Consider the following 19,883-nt stretch of genomic DNA (forward strand, 5'->3'; position numbering starts at 1 on the left):
GCGTTCATCATGCCAACCAAACGCTCCTCTCCCAAGATCGACGTCGGTGCCGCGCTGCGGCGCTTCGGCGAGCAATTCCAGGGCCTCAACCCGAATGATCCTTCGGCCTGGCCCGCCATTCCGCGCTATGCCCTTTGCGTTGCTGTGGCGGCCGCCATGGTGGTGGCGCTCTGGTTCGTGTGGCTCACCAATTCGAACGACGAGCTGGAAGCCGCCCGCGCGAAGGAGGTTACGCTCAGGGCGGACTATCAGAAGAAGGTCGCCCAGGCGGCCAATCTCGAGTTGCTGAAGAAGCAACGCGAGCAAGTCCAGCAGTACGTGACGCTGCTCGAGAAGCAGCTTCCGAGCAAGGCTGAAATGGATGCTCTGCTGTCGGACATCAATCAGGCGGGTCTTGGTCGCAGCCTGCAGTTCGAACTGTTCAGGCCCGGGCAGGTCTCGGTCAAGGACTACTACGCCGAGCTCCCGATTGCGGTGCGCGTGACCGGTCGCTATCACGACATGGGCGCATTCGTCGCGGACGTCGCGAACCTGTCGCGCATCGTGACCTTGAACAATCTCTCCGTGACGCCGACGAAGGATGGTGCGCTCGTGATGGACGCGACCGCACGGACCTACCGCTATCTGGACGAGCAGGAGCAGGACATGCAAAGGCGCGCAGCAGCCGCGGCGAAGAAGAAATGAGAACGCTCGGATTTCTAGGGCTTTGTGCCGCCGTCGTGGGGCTGAGCGGTTGCTTCGGCTCGGATCAGGATGAACTGCGAACCTGGATGTCGGAGCAGCGTGCGCAGGTCAAGCCGAACGTCCCGCCCATTGCCGAACCCAAGAAGTTCACGCCGCAGCCGTACACCGAGGCCGGTGCGATCGAGCCGTTCAACATGCAGAAGCTGACGCAGGCACTGCGCCGCGATTCGAACCAGCCCAGCACGTCCGGCCTGATCGCGCCCGAGCTGACTCGCCGGAAAGAGGCGCTCGAAGCCTTCCCGCTCGACTCGATGGCGATGGTGGGCAGCCTGAATCGCAACGGACAGCCGGTGGCCCTGATCAGCGTCGACAAGCTGCTCTACCAAGTGAAGGTGGGCAACTACCTGGGACTCAACTACGGGAAGATCACCCGTATTACCGAAACCGAACTCGCCTTGCGTGAAATCGTGCAGGACGCCGCCGGTGAGTGGATCGAACGCGTGGCGACGCTGCAGTTGCAAGAGAGGACGAAATGAATCAACGGAAATCGATGCTCGCGCACTGGCTGCGCGCTGCGGGTGCGGCTGTGCTGGCATTCAGCGCCGCTGCCGTCGTGCATGCCCAGAACGCCATCGAGTCGGTCACGAGTTCGATGCAGTCGGGGTCGGAGGTCGTCCGGATCGACTTCTCGCAGCCGCTGGCCGCGCCGCCCACCGGATTCGCGATCCAGACCCCCGCACGTGTCGCGCTCGATTTTCCCGGTGTGACGAATGCGATCGGCCGTTCCGCCATCGACGTCAACCAAGGCAATCTGCGCTCCATCAATGTGGTCCAGGCCGGAGAGCGCACGCGCCTCGTGCTGAACCTCAAGCAGGCGACCGCGTACAAGACCGAGATTCAAGGAAAGTCCCTGCTGGTCGCGCTGGAGCCTGTGCCCGGTGTTGCACTGGCCCAGTCGGCTCAGGGCGCCTTTGCGGAAAGCCGCAATCGCGACATGCTGCCTCTGAAGGATGTGGATTTCCGCCTCGGCTCCGACAACACCGGCCGCGTGATCGTCGATCTGGCCAACAACCAGGTGGGTGTCGACATTCGCCAGCAGGGCAAGAACCTCGTCGTGGAGTTCACCAAGTCGACGCTGCCGGAAGGCCTGCGCCGCCGCCTTGACGTGGCTGATTTCGGTACGCCGGTTCAGATGGTGACGACCCAGCAGGTGGGCGACCGGGTGCGCATGACCATCGAGCCCAAGGGCGAGTGGGAGCACAGCGCCTATCAGAGCGAAAACCAGTTCGTCGTCGAGGTCCGGCCGCGCAAGGTGGACCCGACCAAGCTGACCCAGGGTGTGGGCTACAACGGCGAAAAGCTCTCGCTGAACTTCCAGAACATCGAGGTTCGCTCTCTGCTCCAGGTGATCGCCGACTTCACGAACTTCAACATCGTGACGTCCGATTCGGTCACGGGCGCACTGACCCTTCGTCTGAAGGACGTCCCGTGGGATCAGGCCTTGGACATCATCCTGCAGGCCAAGAACCTTGGGATGCGCAAGAACGGCAGCGTTCTCTGGATTGCTCCGAAGGACGAGATCAACGCCAAGGAAAAGCTCCAGTTCGAGGCCGAGAACGCGATTCAGAATCTCGAGCCGCTGCGCACGCAGTCCTTCCAGCTCAACTACACGAAGGCGGTGACGATCGCCCAGGGCCTGACCGGTACCGGCAGTGCAGGTGGCGGCGCCGGCGGCGGTGCGGGTACGACGACCCGTATCCTGAGCCCGCGCGGCAGCGTGCTTGCCGAAGCGCGGACGAACCAGCTCTTCGTCTCGGACATTCCGTCGCGCCTTGCGCAGGTGGCCGAGCTGATCCAGAAGCTCGACGTGCCGGTGCGCCAGGTGCTGATCGAGGCCCGGATCGTCGAGGCGTCGGATACCTTCGGCAAGTCCCTCGGCGTGAAGATGGGCGGCGGCGTCATCAACAACAACAACAGCGTGGGCACGTTCCCGTCGGTGACCGGCGGGGGAACGACCGGCAGCACGACGCTGAACTCGGACGGCACCAGCTCGATCACGCGTACCACGACGCTGCCGACGGTGACGTTCCCGTCGTTCACGCAGGGCAACTTCGTCAACCTGCCGTCCACCGGCGTCTCGGGCAACGGCAATGCGCCGGGCACCTTCGCGATCTCGCTGTTCAATTCGGCTTTCTCGCGCATGCTGAACCTCGAAATCTCCGCCCTCGAAGCCGACGGCAAGGGCAAGGTGGTGTCGAGCCCGCGGGTGGTGACGGCTGACCAGACCAAGGCGCTGATCGAACAGGGCACGGAACTTCCGTACCAGGTTGCAACGTCGAGCGGTGCGACCTCGATCGCCTTCCGCAAGGCCAACCTCAAGCTCGAGGTCACGCCCCAGATCACGCCCGAGGGCAACATCATCCTGTCGTTGGACGTCAACAAGGACACGGTGGGTCAGGCGACCACGGCCGGTTTTGCGATCAATACCAAGCACGTCCAGACCGAGGTGCTGGTGGAGAACGGCGGCACGGTCGTCATTGGTGGTATCTTCGAGCTCACCGAAACCAACGACGAATCGCGCATACCGGTCCTGGGTGAAGTGCCCTATCTCGGCGCACTGTTCCGTACGCGCAATCGCGTTGCCAACAAGACTGAAATGCTCGTCTTTATCACCCCGAAGATGATTACCGACCGTAACGCCGCGCGTTGACGCGCGGTGTTCGCAGCACCGCGTGGCGGTCGCACTCGTCGGATTGCCCGGCGCCGGCAAATCTGCAGTGGGCCGGCGCCTCGCGCAACGCCTCCAGGTCCCGTTCATCGATAGCGATCATGTGATCGAGGAGCGGATCGGCTGTTCGATCCGCGACTATTTCGAGCGCGAGGGCGAGGCGAGCTTCCGCGATCTCGAACAAGCTGTCATTGCCGAGCTCGCCGCGGCGCCCCATGGCATCGTCGCGACTGGCGGCGGCGCCGTTCTGCGTGAGGCCAATCGGACCGCCTTGCGTTCGGGCTTTCACGTGATCTACCTTCGCTCGGCGCCGGAAGACCTGTTCAGACGGCTCCGGCACGATGTCAAGCGTCCGCTGCTCCAGGTGGCGGATCCGCTCGGGCGCTTGCGCGAGCTTTACGCCGCGCGAGATCCCCTGTATCGGGAAACCGCTCATGACGTGGTCGAAACCGGGCGTCCGACGGTTGCGATGCTGGTCAACATCATCGTGATGCAGCTCGAACTCGCGGGGGTCGCATCGCCGCCGCCCGAGAGTGATCTTCCCGACTGAGAGAGCGTGATTCGGCATGCACCTAAACTCGGGGCATGCCATTGTCCGCCCCACCTGAAAGCGTCGAGATCCAGCTCGGCGACCGGAGTTACCCGATCCTGATCGCGAGCGGCCTGCTTCGCGAGCCGGGCAGTTTTGCGACGCTTCCTGCAGCCGCCACGGCGTTGATCGTCACGAATACCACGGTCGCTCCACTCTACGCCGACACCTTGCGGGCGACACTGGCGGAGCGATTCCGCGCGGTCCACGTCCTCGAGCTGCCGGACGGCGAAGCCTACAAGGAATGGCAGACCCTGAACCTGATCTTCGATGCGCTGCTTGGCCACGGCTGTGACCGCAAGACGGTGCTGTTCGCGCTTGGAGGGGGCGTCGTCGGGGATATGACGGGATTTGCCGCCGCGAGCTACATGCGGGGCGTGCCGTTCGTGCAGGTGCCGACGACCTTGCTGGCGCAAGTCGATTCTTCCGTCGGCGGCAAGACGGCGATCAATCACCCGCTCGGCAAGAACATGATCGGCGCGTTCTACCAGCCCCGGCTGGTGCTGTGCGATCTCTCCACGCTGGCGACGCTGCCGCCGCGCGAACTGAGTGCGGGGCTTGCGGAGGTCATCAAGTACGGCCCCATCCACGACATGGCGTTCCTGGACTGGATCGAAGCGAACATCGATGCGCTGGTCTCGCGCGATCCTTCGGCGCTCGCACACGCCGTCAAGCGCAGCTGCGAGATCAAGGCCGAAGTCGTGGGACAGGACGAGCGGGAGACGGGTCTTCGCGCGATTCTCAATTTCGGCCACACCTTCGGGCACGCGATCGAATCCGGTCTGGGCTATGGCGAATGGCTTCACGGCGAGGCGGTCGGCTGCGGCATGGTCATGGCTGCGCACCTTTCGAAGCGCCTCGGCGGTGTCGACGAAGCCTTCGTGCAGCGGCTCACCGCATTGATCCGGCGGGCTGGCCTGCCGGTCACCGGGCCCGCGCTGGGCGCGGACCGCTATCTGGAATTGATGCGCATCGACAAGAAGTCCGAGGCCGGCGAAATCCGTTTCGTCGTGATCGACAAGCCGGGCTCGGCCGTGATGCGCAGTGCGCCCGAAGCGATGGTGCGCGAGGTGCTCGCGCAGTGCTGCGCGGGCTGAGCGGCGGGATGCCTCTTGCGCCTTACGCCAGCCATGCGTCGCTGTCCCGCGGGCGCCGGCATGCCGAAGCGCCGGCCCCCACGCGCGATGCGTTCCAGCGCGATCGCGACCGCATCGTGCATTCGACCGCGTTCCGTCGCCTCGTCTACAAGACGCAGGTGTTCCTCAATCACGAGGGTGATCTTTTCCGGACGCGGCTGACGCATTCGCTCGAGGTGGCGCAGCTCGGCCGCTCGATCGCGCGGGCGCTGCGGCTCAACGAGGATCTGGTCGAGGCGATCGCTCTCGCGCACGATCTTGGGCATACCCCGTTCGGTCATGCAGGCCAGGACGCGCTCGATGCCTGCATGCAGGGCCACGGCGGCTTCGAGCACAACCTGCAGAGCCTGCGCGTGGTGGATGAACTCGAGCACCGCTATCCCCGGTACGACGGGCTCAACCTGAGCTTCGAGACCCGCGAGGGCATCCTCAAGCACTGTTCCCGCGCGAACGCGGAGCGCCTCGAAGCGGCGGAGCCGGGCGGCGTGGCCCGTCGGTTCTGCGATCGCACGCAGCCCAGCCTGGAGGCGCAGCTGTGCAACCTCGCGGACGAGATCGCCTACAACGCACACGACATCGACGATGGCGTCAGGTCGGGGCTGATCGATATCGAGTTGCTGGGCGAGCTCGACCTGTTCGAGCGCTACCGAAGGGAGGCGCTGGCCGAGTACCCCGAGCTTCACGGAAGACGTGTGCTCTACGAAGCGATCCGGCGCATGCTCAGCGCGCAGGTGTATGACGTGATCGACGCCACGTCGGTGGCGATCCGATCCGCGGGGCCTTCCAATGCGGAGGCAGCGCGGAAGGCCGGCCCGCTCGTTCTGTTCGGCGAAACCATGCGCCGGGAGTCGTCCGAGCTCAAGCGCTTCCTGTTTCGCAATCTGTACCGGCATCCGCGGGTCTCGGCGACGACCGACCAGGCAAAGGACGTGGTTCGCGCCCTGTTCGACGCCTACCTCGCCGATGCGGCTCAGATGCCCGAACGCTACGCGGAGCGCGCCGACCGGCATCGCGCGGTGGCGGACTATATTGCCGGGATGACCGATCGATTCGCGATCCGTGAGTACGAGCGCCTGACCGGACGGCGGTGGATCGAATGAGCAGCAGCACCCATCCCGGCGTCCATGTGCCCGGCGCCGCCCTTGCCGTCGTGACGGCCGGGGTTGCCGCGGCGCTGCACATCGGCAAGCTGCCGCCGGCGGTGCCGGCCCTCCAGTCGGGACTCGGCATCAGCCTGGTCGAGGCCGGTTTCCTGCTGTCGCTGGTGCAGCTCGCCGGCATGAGCCTGGGCATCTTCGTCGGACTGGCTGCGGACACGATCGGCCTGCGCCGGAGCATGCTCCTGGGGCTGGTCCTTGTTTCACTGGCGAGCCTCCTGGGCGGCTTCGTCGGCGTGTCGCTGCACGACAAGGCCGAGGCGCTCCCGCTGCTTCTCGTGCTGCGCGCCCTCGAGGGCTTCGGTTTCCTCCTCGCGGCCATGCCCGGGCCGGGCCTGATCCGCACCGTGGTGCCGCCGAATGCGGAGAAGGCCGCCATGGGGCTCTGGGGTGCGTACATGCCCTTGGGGGTTGCCCTTGCCTTGCTCGCGGGCCCGGCGTTCATTGCATGGTTCGACTGGCCGGGCTGGTGGTGGGCGCTGGCCCTGCCGTCGCTCGCAGCGGCTGCATGGGTGGCATGGGTGGTGCCGAGCGACAGCGTCCGGGCCCGAGCTTCGGCCGGAACTGCCGAAGGATGGACAAGACGCCTGCGCGAGACCGCTCGCGCCAGCGGTCCGTGGACGCTCGCGCTCGCATTCGCCGTCTATTCGTCGCAGTGGATGGCGGTGATCGGATTCCTGCCGGCGATCTACGTCGATGCCGGGGTTCCGGCCAGCTGGACGGCGGCGCTGACGGCCTTTGCGGCAGCGACCAACATCGTCGGCAACGTGACCGGCGGTCGCCTGCTGCAGCGCGGCGTCGCGCCGGACCGCCTGCTTCGCTGGGGCTTCGCCGTGATGGCGCTTGGCAGCGTCGCCGCATTCGCCCAGATCGGTGCGCCGCAGGGTGCGCTGGGCCTCCCGCCTGCGCTGCGTTACCTGGCCGTGTGCATGTTTTCGCTCGCCGGGGGGATGGTGCCCGCCACCCTGTTCATGTTGGGCGTCCGGCTCGCGCCGGGGCCCTCGACCGTATCGACCACGATCGGCCTCATGCAGCAGGCGTCGTCGCTCGGCCAGTTCGTCGCGCCGCCGTTCGTCGCCTGGATTGCGCACCGGGTGGGCGGCTGGGAATGGACCTGGGTCGTGACCTTCGCCTGCTCGATGGTGGGCATCGCGCTGGCCAGCCGGCTGTCACCGACCCTGCCGCGAGCGGGGACCGCATCATGAACGAACCCTCCACCGTAACCGCCGAGCAGGCCGAAGCCGACACGCGCCGCTGGCTCGAGCGCGCCGTGATCGGGCTCAACCTGTGTCCGTTCGCGAAAGCCGTCCACGTCCGTGGACAGATTCACTATGCGGTGTACCTTCCGTCCGACGCCGCCGAGTTGATCGACGCCCTGGTCGCCGAGGCGCGGGCGCTCCACGAAATCAGCGGCGCCGAAAGGGACACCACCTTGTTGATCGCCCCAAACACCTTGGCCGATTTTTTCGATTTCAACGATTTCATCGGGCGTGCCGAACGGCGGCTCGCGCGCGAAGGTTTCGAGGGCGAACTCCAATTGGCCAGCTTCCACCCGCATTTCCAGTTCGCCGGCACGGACGCGGGCGACATCACGAACGCGACCAACCGGGCGCCTTACCCCACGCTGCATCTGCTGCGCGAGGACAGCCTGGACCGGGCGGTCGAAGCTTTTCCGGATGCCGAGGAGATCTTCGGGCGAAACATGGAAAAGCTCGAGGCGCTGGGCGCCGACGGATGGGCAACGCTCGACGTCGGGCCGGGAGCCGCGCGATGAGCAAGCTCGCCAAGTCTGCGAAGGCCGAGGCCGAGGTGCTGAGCGAGCTGCGGCCGGGGCAATCGGTCGAGCTGCTCAAGGAACTGCACATCCTCACGCGCGAAGGCCGGCTCAACCAGGATTCGCGGCGCAAGCTCAAGCAAGTCTTGCACCTCTTCCAGTTCATCGAGAAGCTGCTGCTGGAGCTGCCCGGGAATGGCGCCGACGCAACGCTGGCGGATCACGGTGCGGGCAAGTCGTATCTCGGATTCATCATCTACGACCTGTTCTTCCGCGCGCGGAGCGGGGGTCATGTGTACGGCATCGAGACGCGCGCCGATCTGGTCGACAAGTCGCGGGCCTTGGCCGAGCGCCTGCACTTCGAGCGCATGTCGTTCCTCAACCTGACCGTGGCCGAATCCGCGAACGCCGCCGAGCTGCCGGAGCGGATCGATGTGGTCACCGCCCTGCACGCCTGCGACACCGCCACGGACGACGCCATCGCCTTTGGCCTTGCCAAGCGGGCGCGCTTCATGGTGCTGGTGCCCTGCTGCCAGGCCGAGGTGGCCGCCTGCCTGCGCCAGACCAAGGCGCTCGCGCTGTCGCGCACGCCGCTGGCCGAGTTGTGGCGGCACCCGCTGCATACGCGCGAGATCGGCAGCCAGCTCACCAACGTGCTGCGCTGCCTTTATCTCGAGGCGAACGGTTACCAGGTCACCGTGACCGAACTCGTCGGTTGGGAGCACAGCCTGAAGAACGAACTCATCATCGCCCGTCACACCGGTCAGCGAAAAGCCAGTGCCGCGGCGAGGCTGCGCGAGTTGCTGGCCCAGTTCGGGCTGGAGTCGCTGATGGAGACGCGCTTCCGGCTCTCTTGAGCGACCGCCGCTTTCCGCGCCATGGCCCGACTGCCCCGCCTCACGCTGGCCAACCAGCCGCACCACATCGTCCAGCGTGGCAACAACCGCCAGCCGATCTTCGTGGACCGCGCCGACCACGAAACGATGCTGGCCCTCCTGGGCGAGAACGCGGCACGCCACGGCGTGGCGCTTCATGCCTACGTGCAGATGGAGAACCACTTCCATCTGCTCGCCACGCCTTCGACCGTCGACGGGCTGCCGCAGTGGATGCAGGCCGTCGGACGGCGCTATGTGCGCTATTTCAACGACCGCCATGGCCGTACCGGCACGCTCTGGGAAGGGCGTTACAAGTCGACCCTGATCCAGACGGATCGCTATCTGTTGCCCTGCATGGTCTACATGGACCTCAACCCGGTGCGCGCCGGTCTGGTGGCCGATGTCCGTGACTACCCGTGGTCGAGCTATGGCCACTACGCCGGCCTGCGCCACGACAAGCTGGTGACGCCGCATCCGCGCTACTGGGGGCTCGGCAATACGCCGTTTGCGCGCGAAGCGGCCTACGCTGAGTTGGTGCGCGCGGGCATTTCGGATGCCGATCGGGCGTTGCTGACCGAGGGCGTCCTGCACGGATGGGCCGTGGGAGACAGCCAGTTCCTCGAGTCGTTACAAAAAGCCACAGAGCGGCGCGTGCACAAGGCGCGTCCGGGGCGCCCGCGAGTCCATCGGAAACACGGCGGCTAGAGGGGGAACTCATTGCCAGAAAAGGATCCGGTGCTATCTTTTTTGATGTGTCCCTATTTAAATGTTGACAAAAATTGGCGGCATTTAATTCCAATCTGACCCCAATTAAACCGTTTGGCATTATTTGTGCAAAGCAATATGCTCCGTTTCCCTGCGAAAACTGAAGGAGCACGCCATGACGACGGCTGCCGAGATCGAGCATCTCCAACAACACGGTCTTTATTCCGCCGCTGACGAACACGACGCTTGCGGTGTCGGCTTCGTGGCCCACATCAAGGGCGAAAAGAGCCACGCCATCGTTGGCCAGGCGCTCAAGATCCTCGAAAACCTGGATCACCGTGGCGCAGTCGGCGCTGACAAACTGATGGGCGACGGCGCCGGCATCCTGATCCAGCTGCCCGATCTGCTCTATCGCGAGGAGATGGCGAAGCAGGGCGTCACCCTTCCTCCTCCGGGCGAATACGGCGTCGGCATGATCTTCCTGCCGAAGGAGCACGCCTCCCGCGAGGCCTGCGAGCAGGAGCTGGAGCGCGCCGTCAAGGCCGAAGGCCGGGTTCTCCTGGGCTGGCGCGACGTGCCGGTCAACCATGAGATGCCGATGTCGCCGACGGTGCGCGCCAAGGAGCCGCTCCTGCGCCAGATCTTCATCGGCCGCGGCAACGACGTGATCGTGCAGGACGCGCTGGAGCGCAAGCTCTACGTGATCCGCAAGACCGCCAGCGCCAACATCCAGCGACTGAAGCTCAAGCACAGCAAGGAATACTATGTTCCGAGCATGTCGAGCCGCACGGTGGTCTACAAGGGCCTGCTGCTGGCCGACCAGGTCGGCACCTACTACCTCGACCTGCAGGACAAGCGCTGCATCTCGGCGCTCGGCCTCGTGCACCAGCGTTTCTCGACCAACACCTTCCCCGAATGGCCGCTGGCCCACCCGTACCGCTACGTCGCGCACAACGGCGAGATCAACACGGTCAAGGGCAACTACAACTGGATGAAGGCGCGCGAAGGCGTGATGTCCTCGCCGGTGCTCGGCGCCGACCTGCAGAAGCTCTATCCGATCAGCTTCGCCGGCCAGTCCGATACCGCCACCTTCGACAACTGCCTCGAGCTGCTCACGATGGCCGGCTACCCGATCAGCCAGGCCGTGATGATGATGATCCCCGAGCCGTGGGAACAGCACGCCACCATGGACACGCGCCGCCGCGCGTTCTATGAATACCATGCCGCGATGCTGGAACCGTGGGACGGCCCGGCCTCGATCGTCTTCACCGACGGCCGCCAGATCGGCGCCACGCTCGACCGCAACGGCCTGCGCCCGTCGCGCTACTGCGTGACCGACGACGACCTCGTCATCATGGGTTCGGAATCCGGCGTGCTGCCGGTTCCCGAGCAGAAGATCGTCCGCAAGTGGCGCCTGCAGCCCGGCAAGATGTTCCTGATCGACCTCGAGCAGGGCCGCATGATCGACGACGAGGAGGTCAAGGCCACCCTCGCGAACAGCAAGCCCTACAAGCAGTGGATCGAGAACCTGCGCATCAAGCTCGACAGCGTCGAGGCCGAGCCGGTTCGGCCGTTGACCAGCAAGGTCAGCCTGCTCGACCGTCAACAGGCCTTCGGCTACACGCAGGAGGACATCAAGTTCCTGATGAGCCCGATGGCTGCGGCCGGCGAAGAAGGCATCGGCTCCATGGGCAACGACAGCCCGCTGGCGGTGCTCTCCAACAAGAACAAGCTGCTCTACAACTACTTCAAGCAGCTGTTCGCGCAGGTGACGAACCCGCCGATCGATCCGATCCGCGAAGCGATCGTGATGTCGCTGGTGTCCTTCATCGGCCCGAAGCCGAACCTGCTGGACATCAACCAGGTCAACCCGCCGATGCGGCTCGAAGTGAGCCAGCCGATCCTCGACTTCGCCGACATGGCGAAGCTGCGCGACATCGGCAAGTACACGCAGGGCAAGTTCAAGAGCTACACGCTCGACATCACCTACCCGCTCGCATGGGGCGAAGAGGGCGTCGAAGCCAAGCTCGCGTCGCTGTGCGCGGAAGCGGTCGACGCGATCAAGCTCGGCCACAACATCCTGATCGTGAGCGACCGCAACGTCGGCCCGACGCAGATCGCGATTCCGGCGCTGCTCGCGCTGTCGGCCATTCATCAGTACCTGGTGCGTGAAGGCCTGCGCACCACCGCTGGCCTCGTGGTCGAGACGGGTTCCGCGCGCGAGGTGCATCACTTCGGCGTGCTCGCCGGCTACGGCGCGGAAGCGGTGCATCCGTACCTCGCGATGGAAACGCTGGCCGCGATGCACGAAGACCTCGCGGGCGATCTGAGCGCCGAGAAGGCCATCTACAACTACGTCAAGGCGATCGGCAAGGGTCTGTCGAAGATCATGTCGAAGATGGGTGTCAGCACCTACATGAGCTACTGCGGCGCCCAGCTGTTCGAAGCCATCGGCCTGAACACCGAGACGGTGGAGAAGTACTTCACCGGCACCGCGAGCCGCGTCGAAGGCATCGGCGTGTTCGACATCGCCGAGGAAGCGATCCGCATGCACAAGGCGGCGTTCAGCGACGACCCGGTGCTCGCGCACATGCTCGACGCCGGCGGCGAATACGCCCTGGCGCACGCGCGGCGAGGAGCACATGTGGACGCCGGACGCCATCGCCAAGCTGCAACACAGCACGCGCGCGAACAATTTCGGCACCTACAAGGAATACGCGCAGATCATCAACGACCAGAGCCGCCGCCACCTCACGCTGCGCGGCCTGTTCGAGTTCAAGTTCGATCCGGCCAAGGCGATTCCGGTGGACGAGGTGGAGCCCGCGAGCGAGATCGTCAAGCGTTTCGCGACCGGCGCCATGTCGCTCGGCTCGATCAGCACCGAGGCGCATTCGACGCTGGCGATTGCCATGAACCGCATCGGCGGCAAGAGCAACACCGGCGAAGGCGGCGAGGACCCGGCGCGTTATCGCAACGAGCTCAAGGGCATTCCGATCAAGAAGGGAGACACGCTCAAGAGCGTGATCGGCGCTGCCAATGTGGAAGTCGATCTTCCGCTGAAGGAAGGTGATTCGCTGCGTTCGAAGATCAAGCAGGTGGCTTCGGGCCGCTTCGGCGTCACGGCCGAATACCTGTCGTCGTCGGACCAGATCCAGATCAAGATGGCGCAGGGCGCGAAGCCCGGCGAGGGCGGCCAGCTGCCGGGCGGCAAGGTGTCGCAATACATCGGCGCGCTGCGCTACTCGGTGCCGGGCGTGGGCCTCATTTCACCGCCGCCGCACCACGACATCTATTCGATCGAGGACCTGGCCCAGCTGATCCACGACCTGAAGAACGTCGCGCCGCATGCGAGCGTGAGCGTCAAGCTGGTGAGCGAAGTGGGCGTGGGCACCATCGCCGCGGGCGTCGCCAAGTGCAAGAGCGACCACGTCGTGATCGCCGGCCATGACGGCGGCACGGGCGCTTCGCCCTGGTCGTCGATCAAGCACGCGGGCAGCCCGTGGGAAATCGGGCTGGCCGAGACGCAGCAGACGCTGGTGCTCAACCGCCTGCGCGGCCGCATCCGTGTGCAGGCCGACGGCCAGATGAAGACCGGCCGCGATGTCGCGATCGGCGCATTGCTCGGCGCGGACGAATTCGGTTTCGCGACCGCACCGCTGGTCGTCGAGGGCTGCATCATGATGCGCAAGTGCCACCTCAACACCTGCCCGGTGGGCGTGGCCACGCAGGACCCGGTGCTGCGCAAGAAGTTCTCGGGCAAGCCCGAGCACGTGGTGAACTACTTCTTTTTCATCGCCGAGGAAGTGCGCCAGATCATGGCGCAGCTGGGCGTTCGCAAGTTCGACGACCTGATCGGTCGGGCCGATCTGCTCGACACCCGCAAGGGCATCGAGCACTGGAAGGCGCGCGGCCTCGATTTCAGCCGCCTGTTCGCCCAGCCGAACGTGCCGGCCGATGTGCCGCGCTTCCACGTCGAGGAGCAGGACCACGGTCTGGCGAAGAGCCTGGACAACAAGCTCATCGAGCGTTCGCGCCCCGCTATCGACAAGGGCGAGAAGGTGCAGTTCATCGAGGTGGCCCGCAACGTGAACCGTTCGGTCGGCGCGATGCTGTCGGGCGCGCTCACCAAGGTGCATCCGCAAGGCTTGCCGGACGACTCGATCCGCATCCAGCTCGAAGGCACGGGCGGCCAGTCCTTCGGCGCCTTCCTCGCGCGCGGCATCACGCTGTACCTGATCGGCGATGCCAACGACTACACCGGCAAGGGCCTCTCGGGCGGCCGCGTGGTGGTGCGTCCGAGCCTCGACTTCCGCGGCGAAGCGATGCGCAACACCATCGTCGGAAACACCGCGCTGTACGGCGCGACCACCGGAGAAGCCTACTTCTGTGGCGTGGCCGGCGAGCGCTTCGCGGTGCGCCTGTCGGGTGCCACGGCGGTCGTCGAAGGCACCGGCGACCACGGTTGCGAATACATGACCGGCGGCACGGTGGCCGTGCTCGGCAAGACCGGCCGCAACTTCGCGGCCGGCATGAGCGGCGGCGTCGCCTTCGTCTATGACGAAGACGGCCAGTTCGCCTCGCGCTGCAATCTCTCGATGGTGTCGCTCGACAAGGTCCTGACCTCGGCCGAGCAGACCGCGAGCGTGCATCGCAAGGTGTGGCACGAGGGCGAGACCGACGAAGCGCGCCTGAAGAAGCTGCTCGAAGAACACCACCGCTGGACCGGCAGCAAGCGCGCGCGCGAGCTGCTGGACAACTGGGCGGTCGCACGCACCAAGTTCGTGAAGGTGTTCCCCAACGAATACAAGCGGGCACTGGCCGAGATGCACGACCGCGAGGTCGAGCTCACGAGCAGCGGCAACAACGCGCATGCGGGCATGGAGCCCCACGCGTCCGCGAAGCCGGTGGCGGCAGTCTGACGACCACCCGAACGAAGAACAGAGGAAAGCACGATGGGAAAAATCACCGGCTTCATGGAGCATGAACGTATCGAGGAGGGCTATCGGCCCGTCGAGGAACGGGTCAAGCACTACAAGGAGTTCGTCGTCGGACTGGACGAGGCCCAGGCCAAGGTCCAGGGCGCGCGCTGCATGGACTGCGGCACGCCGTTCTGCAACAGCGGCTGCCCGGTCAACAACGTCATTCCGGACTTCAACGATCTGGTCTATCGCGCCGACTGGCAGAGCGCCTTCGTGGTGCTCGATTCGACCAACAACTTCCCGGAATTCACGGGCCGCATCTGCCCCGCGCCCTGCGAGGCGGCCTGCGTGCTCAACGTGAACGACGACGCGGTCGGCATCAAGTCGATCGAGCACGCGATCATCGATCGCGCCTGGGAGCAAGGCTGGGTCGCAGCGCGTCCGCCGAAGCACAAGACCGGCAAGAAGGTCGCGGTGGTCGGTTCCGGCCCGGCCGGCATGGCGGCCGCGCAGCAGCTCGCGCGCGTCGGCCACGACGTGACGCTTTTCGAGAAGAACGATCGCATCGGCGGCCTGCTGCGCTACGGCATCCCCGACTTCAAGATGGAGAAGTCGCACATCGATCGCCGCGTGGAGCAGATGAAGGCCGAGGGCGTCACATTCCGTACCGGCGTGATGGTCGGCGCCGCGAAGGACCCGCTTGGCAAGGGCTCCAAGGTCACGAACTGGGCCAAGGAGACCGTCACGCCCGAGCAGCTCCAGAAGGAGTTCGACGCCATCGTGCTGACCGGCGGTGCCGAGCAGTCGCGCGACCTGCCGGTGCCGGGCCGTGATCTCGACGGCATTCACTTCGCGATGGAGTTCCTGCCGCAGCAGAACAAGGTCAATGCCGGCGACAAGGTCAAGGGCCAGATCCGCGCGGACGACAAGCACGTGATCGTCATCGGCGGCGGCGACACCGGCTCCGACTGCGTGGGCACCAGCAACCGCCATGGCGCGGCCAGCGTCACGCAGTTCGAACTGATGCCACAGCCGCCCGAGGAAGAAAACCGTCCTCTGACCTGGCCCTACTGGCCCTACAAGCTGCGGACCAGCTCCAGCCACGAAGAAGGCTGCGAGCGCGAATTCGCGATCTCGACCAAGGAATTCATCGGCGAGAAGGGCAAGGTCACCGGCCTGAAGACCGTCCGTGTCGAGTGGAAGGACGGCAAGATGGTCGAAGTCCCGGGCAGCGAACAGGTGCTGAAGGCGGACCTGGTGCTCCTCGCGATGGGCTTCGTGAGCCCCGTGGCGAGCGTGCTGGACGCATTCGGCGTCGAGAAGGACGCGCGCGGCAACGCCAAGGCCAGCGTCGACTTCATCGGCGGCTATGCGACCAGCGTGCCGAAGGTGTTCGCCGCCGGCGACATTCGCCGGGGTCAGTCGCTGGTTGTCTGGGCGATTCGCGAAGGCCGTCAGGCCGCGCGCGCGGTGGATGAATTCCTGATGGGATTCAGCGACCTGCCGCGCTGAGACTGTTGTTGGGGCGGAACGCCCGGGAAGCCCCACGGCGAGGCCGGACGGCTTCCCGTATCATTGGGTTACCGCGAGCCGGGATGTCGAAGACGCCCCGGCTTTTTTATTGCCATGGACCCAACACCAGATACATCGCTCGTCGAGTTCCGTCACGTCGCTTTCGGCTATGACTCGCGCGCGATCCTCAATGACATCTCCTTCGCCGTTCCTCGAGGCAAGGTCACCGCGCTCATGGGCGCCTCCGGCGGCGGCAAGACGACCGTCCTGCGGCTGATCGGCGGCCAGCTTCGGGCGCAACGCGGCGAGGTGCTCGTGAACGGCCGGGACGTCGGCAAGCTCGATACCGCGGGACTCTACGCGGCGCGGCGCCGCATGGGCATGCTTTTCCAGTTCGGCGCGCTCTTCACCGACATGAGCGTGTTCGACAACGTGGCCTTTCCGCTGCGCGAGCACACGAACCTGTCCGAAGCGCTGATCCGCGACATCGTCCTGATGAAGCTCGACGCCGTCGGCCTGCGCGGTGCGCGCGAGCTGATGCCCAGCGAGGTTTCGGGCGGCATGGCGCGTCGCGTGGCGCTTGCGCGTGCGATCGCGCTGGACCCGGACCTGGTCATGTACGACGAGCCCTTCGCGGGACTCGATCCGATCTCGCTCGGGACTGCCGCGCGCCTGATCCGGCAACTCAACGACACGCTGGGGTTGACGAGCATCATCGTCTCGCACGATCTCGACGAGACCTTCCGCATCGCCGATCACGTGATCGTCCTCGCCAACGGCGGCATCGCGGCGCAGGGGCGGCCGGACGACGTCCGCCGCAGCGACGATCCGCTGGTGCACCAGTTCGTCAACGCGCTGCCCGAAGGACCGGTTCATTTCCACTATCCGGCCATGACGGTGGAGGACGACTTCGGCAACAACCACGGAGGGCGGGCATGAGACGCTGGGCCGCCCCAAGGCGAATTCCGCAGCGCTGCTGCGCGGAGGTGACCCAATGAGCTGGTATCGCCCGTCGGACGTCGGCTTCGCCGTGCGCAGCAAGCTCTCGGACCTCGGCCTGGGTGCGCGATTGTTCCTGCGCCTCTTCATCGGCGGCATGCGCAGCTTCCGACGGTTCGGGCTGGTGCGCGACCAGATCCACTTTCTGGGGAACTACTCGCTGGCGATCATCGCGGTGTCGGGCCTCTTCGTGGGCTTCGTGCTCGGATTGCAGGGGTACTACACGCTGCAGCGCTACGGGTCGTCGGAGGCGCTCGGCCTGCTGGTGGCCTTGAGTCTCGTGCGCGAACTGGGCCCGGTGGTCGCGGCGCTGCTGTTCGCCGGCCGCGCCGGCACCTCGCTCACTGCCGAGATCGGACTGATGAAGGCCGGCGAGCAACTGAGCGCGATGGAGATGATGGCGGTCGATCCGGTGCAGCGCATCCTGGCGCCGCGGTTCTGGGCCGGCGTCATCACCATGCCGCTGCTCGCTGCTGTCTTCAGTGCGGTGGGCGTGCTGGGCGGCTACGTCGTTGGGGTGCTGATGCTGCGCGTCGATCCGGGCGCGTTCTGGGGGCAGATGCAGGGCGGCGTGGACGTGTGGAAAGACGTGGGCAATGGCGTCGTCAAGAGCATCGTCTTCGGCCTGACCGTCACGTTCGTTGCGCTGCTCGAGGGCTATGAGGCCCAACCGACCCCCGAGGGCGTCTCGCGCGCCACGACGCGAACGGTGGTGGTGGCATCGCTCGCGGTCCTCGGGCTCGACTTCATGCTGACCGCCATGATGTTCAGCATCTAGAGAAACGATCAGGAGAGTGCAAGAAATGCAACGTTCCAACAAAGATATCTGGGTCGGCCTGTTCGTGCTGATCGGCGCGGCGGCGCTGCTTTTCCTCGCGCTCCAGTCGGCCAACCTGTTGAGCCTGAGCTTCCAGAAGACCTACCCGGTGATCGCCCGTTTCGACAACGTCGGCGGACTGAAGCCGCAGACGGCGGTCAAGAGCGCGGGCGTGGTGGTCGGGCGCGTCGAGTCGATCGCGTTCGACGACAAGAACTTCCAGGCGAGCGTGACGCTCGCGCTGCAAAGCCGGTACAGCTTTCCGAAGGACAGCTCCCTCAAGATCCTGACCGCCGGCCTGCTCGGCGAACAGTACATCGGCATCGAGGCGGGCGCCGACGAGAAGAACCTGCAGCCGGGCGACGTCATCACAGCGACCCAGTCCGCGGTGGTGCTCGAGAACCTCATCGGACAGTTCCTCTACAGCAAGGCGGCCGAGGGAAGCAATCCGCCCGGCAACTCAAGCAAGAAATGAAACCACGATCTCCCTCCGCTGCGCGTTCCGCCGGCGGGTCTGCCGTGCGCGCGGCGTCTGCCGTCGCGGCCCTTGCGCTGGTCACCGGCTGCGCAACTGGCCCGAACGCCAATCCGGCGGATCCGTTGGAGCCGCTCAACCGGCAGGTCGCGCGATTCAACGATACGGTCGACGACGCAGTGCTGCGGCCGGTCGCCACGGCCTACCAGCGCGTGCTGCCTTCCCCGGTGCGCACGGGCGTCAACAACTTCTTCGGCAACCTCTCGGACATCTGGAGCTTCGTCAACAGCGTCGCGCAGCTGAAGCTGCAGGACAGCGCACAGACCTTCGCGCGCGTGAACGTCAACACCTTCTTCGGTCTGGGCGGTCTGATCGACATCGCCACCGAAGCCGGCCTGGACCGGCACAGCGAGGACTTCGGTCAGACGCTCGGCCGCTGGGGCGTTCCCAGCGGCCCCTATCTGGTGCTGCCGTTGCTCGGCCCCTCGACCCTGCGCGACACGGTCGCGCTTACAGTGGATTTCCGGGGTGATGCACTGAGCCACGTGTCCGATATTCCGGTGCGCAACTCGCTCATTGCACTCCGGCTGGTCGATCTGCGGTCCAACCTGCTGCGGGCGAGCCAGTTGCTCGAGGACGCGGCGCTCGATCGGTATACGTTCACACGCGATGCTTTCCTCCAGCGTCGCCGCAGCGAAGTGCACGACGGTAACCTGCCGGACGACGAAAACTGAAGCGGCACCTTGCTTGCATTCGGTTGCAGCGGCGGCTTGGCCGGAGGAACCCCGGCGGGTACGCTGTCTCCAACTGTCCGCCTCAGCGATTTTGCGATTTGAAACAGGGAATATTTTGATGAACCAGATTCTTCAACGCCGCACCTTTGGGCGTTTTGCGATGGCTGGCTTGCTGCTCGTCGGTGCTGCGGTCGCATTCGTGCGCCCGGCCCACGCGGCCGACGAGGCACCGGATGCGCTCGTCAAGCGCCTCTCCGTCGACGTGCTCGAAACCATCAAGGCCGACAAGTCCATCAAGGCCGGCGACGTCAACAAGATCATGGCGCTGGTCGACTCCAAGATCATGCCGCACGTCAATTTCCAGCGCATGACGGCTTCCGCGGTGGGTCCGGCCTGGCGCCAGGCGACGCCGGAGCAGCAAAAGCGTCTCGAGGAGGAGTTCAAGACGCTGCTGGTGCGCACCTACGCGGGTGCGCTCAGCCAGGTCAGCGATCAGAGCGTCAACGTTCGGCCCCTCCGCGGGCCTCTGGACGATAAGGAAGTGCTCGTCCGGACCGAGGTCCGCGGAAATGGCGACCCGGTGCAACTCGACTACCGCCTCGAAAAGATCCCTGGCGACGGGGACGGCTGGAAGATCTACAACATCAATGTCCTCGGCGTGTGGCTGGTCGATACCTATCGCAGCCAGTTCACGCAGCAGATCAACAGCAACGGCATCGACGGCCTGATCGCCGCCCTCGTTGCGCGCAACAAGTCCAACAGCAAGGGCTGACCGGATC

General features: G+C 65.5%; 16 protein-coding genes and 1 pseudogene. All 17 read left to right on the forward strand.

The annotated features are described in order from the left end of the window. Positions 1-9 precede the first annotated feature (9 nt). The 17 genes and pseudogenes from ACQ858_RS03140 to ACQ858_RS03220 all read left to right on the forward strand — a co-directional run bounded on the left by ACQ858_RS03140 (position 10) and on the right by ACQ858_RS03220 (position 19,876). Positions 10-684, forward strand: a complete 675-nt coding sequence (locus tag ACQ858_RS03140) for a type 4a pilus biogenesis protein PilO (RefSeq protein WP_431275378.1) — start codon at positions 10-12, stop codon at positions 682-684. Then, positions 681-1,220 carry a pilus assembly protein PilP gene (locus ACQ858_RS03145; protein WP_431275379.1) on the forward strand — a complete coding sequence of 180 codons (540 nt, stop codon included), beginning with the start codon at positions 681-683 and terminating at the stop codon, positions 1,218-1,220. The genes ACQ858_RS03140 and ACQ858_RS03145 overlap by 4 nt, the downstream gene beginning before the upstream one ends. Beyond that, positions 1,217-3,394, forward strand: coding sequence for a type IV pilus secretin PilQ (pilQ, locus tag ACQ858_RS03150; protein ID WP_431275380.1), 2,178 nt, complete (start codon positions 1,217-1,219; stop codon positions 3,392-3,394). The genes ACQ858_RS03145 and pilQ overlap by 4 nt, the downstream gene beginning before the upstream one ends. 22 nt (positions 3,395-3,416) lie before the next feature. Further along, a complete protein-coding gene (locus tag ACQ858_RS03155; RefSeq protein WP_431275381.1) occupies positions 3,417-3,962 on the forward strand; it encodes a shikimate kinase in 546 nt (181 codons plus the stop codon). 35 nt (positions 3,963-3,997) lie between these two features. Then, positions 3,998-5,098, forward strand: coding sequence for a 3-dehydroquinate synthase (gene aroB, locus ACQ858_RS03160; protein WP_431275382.1), 1,101 nt, complete (start codon positions 3,998-4,000; stop codon positions 5,096-5,098). 8 nt (positions 5,099-5,106) lie between these two features. Beyond that, entirely contained in the window at positions 5,107-6,237 is a 1,131-nt protein-coding gene (locus ACQ858_RS03165; protein ID WP_431275383.1) for a deoxyguanosinetriphosphate triphosphohydrolase, read from the forward strand. Beyond that, a complete protein-coding gene (locus ACQ858_RS03170; RefSeq protein ID WP_431275384.1) occupies positions 6,234-7,499 on the forward strand; it encodes a CynX/NimT family MFS transporter in 1,266 nt (421 codons plus the stop codon). Before ACQ858_RS03165 ends, ACQ858_RS03170 begins: the two co-directional genes overlap by 4 nt. Beyond that, positions 7,496-8,068 carry a DUF1415 domain-containing protein gene (locus ACQ858_RS03175; RefSeq protein ID WP_431275385.1) on the forward strand — a complete coding sequence of 191 codons (573 nt, stop codon included), beginning with the start codon at positions 7,496-7,498 and terminating at the stop codon, positions 8,066-8,068. The genes ACQ858_RS03170 and ACQ858_RS03175 overlap by 4 nt, the downstream gene beginning before the upstream one ends. Continuing rightward, positions 8,065-8,925, forward strand: coding sequence for a class I SAM-dependent methyltransferase (locus ACQ858_RS03180; RefSeq protein WP_431275386.1), 861 nt, complete (start codon positions 8,065-8,067; stop codon positions 8,923-8,925). Before ACQ858_RS03175 ends, ACQ858_RS03180 begins: the two co-directional genes overlap by 4 nt. A 21-nt stretch (positions 8,926-8,946) precedes the next feature. After that, entirely contained in the window at positions 8,947-9,648 is a 702-nt protein-coding gene (locus ACQ858_RS03185) for a transposase (protein ID WP_431275387.1), read from the forward strand. A gap of 175 nt (positions 9,649-9,823) precedes the next feature. Then, positions 9,824-14,567: pseudogene (locus ACQ858_RS03190) on the forward strand (glutamate synthase-related protein). 33 nt (positions 14,568-14,600) lie between these two features. Beyond that, positions 14,601-16,079, forward strand: coding sequence for a glutamate synthase subunit beta (locus tag ACQ858_RS03195; RefSeq protein WP_431275388.1), 1,479 nt, complete (start codon positions 14,601-14,603; stop codon positions 16,077-16,079). Between the two features lie 114 nt (positions 16,080-16,193). After that, positions 16,194-17,018 carry an ABC transporter ATP-binding protein gene (locus ACQ858_RS03200; RefSeq protein WP_431275389.1) on the forward strand — a complete coding sequence of 275 codons (825 nt, stop codon included), beginning with the start codon at positions 16,194-16,196 and terminating at the stop codon, positions 17,016-17,018. A 55-nt stretch (positions 17,019-17,073) separates the two neighbouring features. Beyond that, on the forward strand, positions 17,074-17,856 hold the full coding sequence (gene mlaE / locus ACQ858_RS03205; protein ID WP_431275390.1) for a lipid asymmetry maintenance ABC transporter permease subunit MlaE: 783 nt from the start codon (positions 17,074-17,076) through the stop codon (positions 17,854-17,856). A 25-nt stretch (positions 17,857-17,881) separates the two neighbouring features. Continuing rightward, complete coding sequence (mlaD, locus tag ACQ858_RS03210; protein ID WP_431275391.1) at positions 17,882-18,370, forward strand: outer membrane lipid asymmetry maintenance protein MlaD; 489 nt, start codon at positions 17,882-17,884, stop codon at positions 18,368-18,370. After that, on the forward strand, positions 18,367-19,104 hold the full coding sequence (locus ACQ858_RS03215; RefSeq protein ID WP_431275392.1) for an MlaA family lipoprotein: 738 nt from the start codon (positions 18,367-18,369) through the stop codon (positions 19,102-19,104). The genes mlaD and ACQ858_RS03215 overlap by 4 nt, the downstream gene beginning before the upstream one ends. Positions 19,105-19,222: 118 nt before the next feature. Continuing rightward, complete coding sequence (locus ACQ858_RS03220) at positions 19,223-19,876, forward strand: MlaC/ttg2D family ABC transporter substrate-binding protein (RefSeq protein WP_431275393.1); 654 nt, start codon at positions 19,223-19,225, stop codon at positions 19,874-19,876. Positions 19,877-19,883 lie beyond the last annotated feature (7 nt).

The sequence above is a fragment of the Variovorax ureilyticus genome (genome assembly GCF_050632185.1).
GTDB classification, from domain to species: domain Bacteria; phylum Pseudomonadota; class Gammaproteobacteria; order Burkholderiales; family Burkholderiaceae_C; genus Variovorax; species Variovorax ureilyticus_A.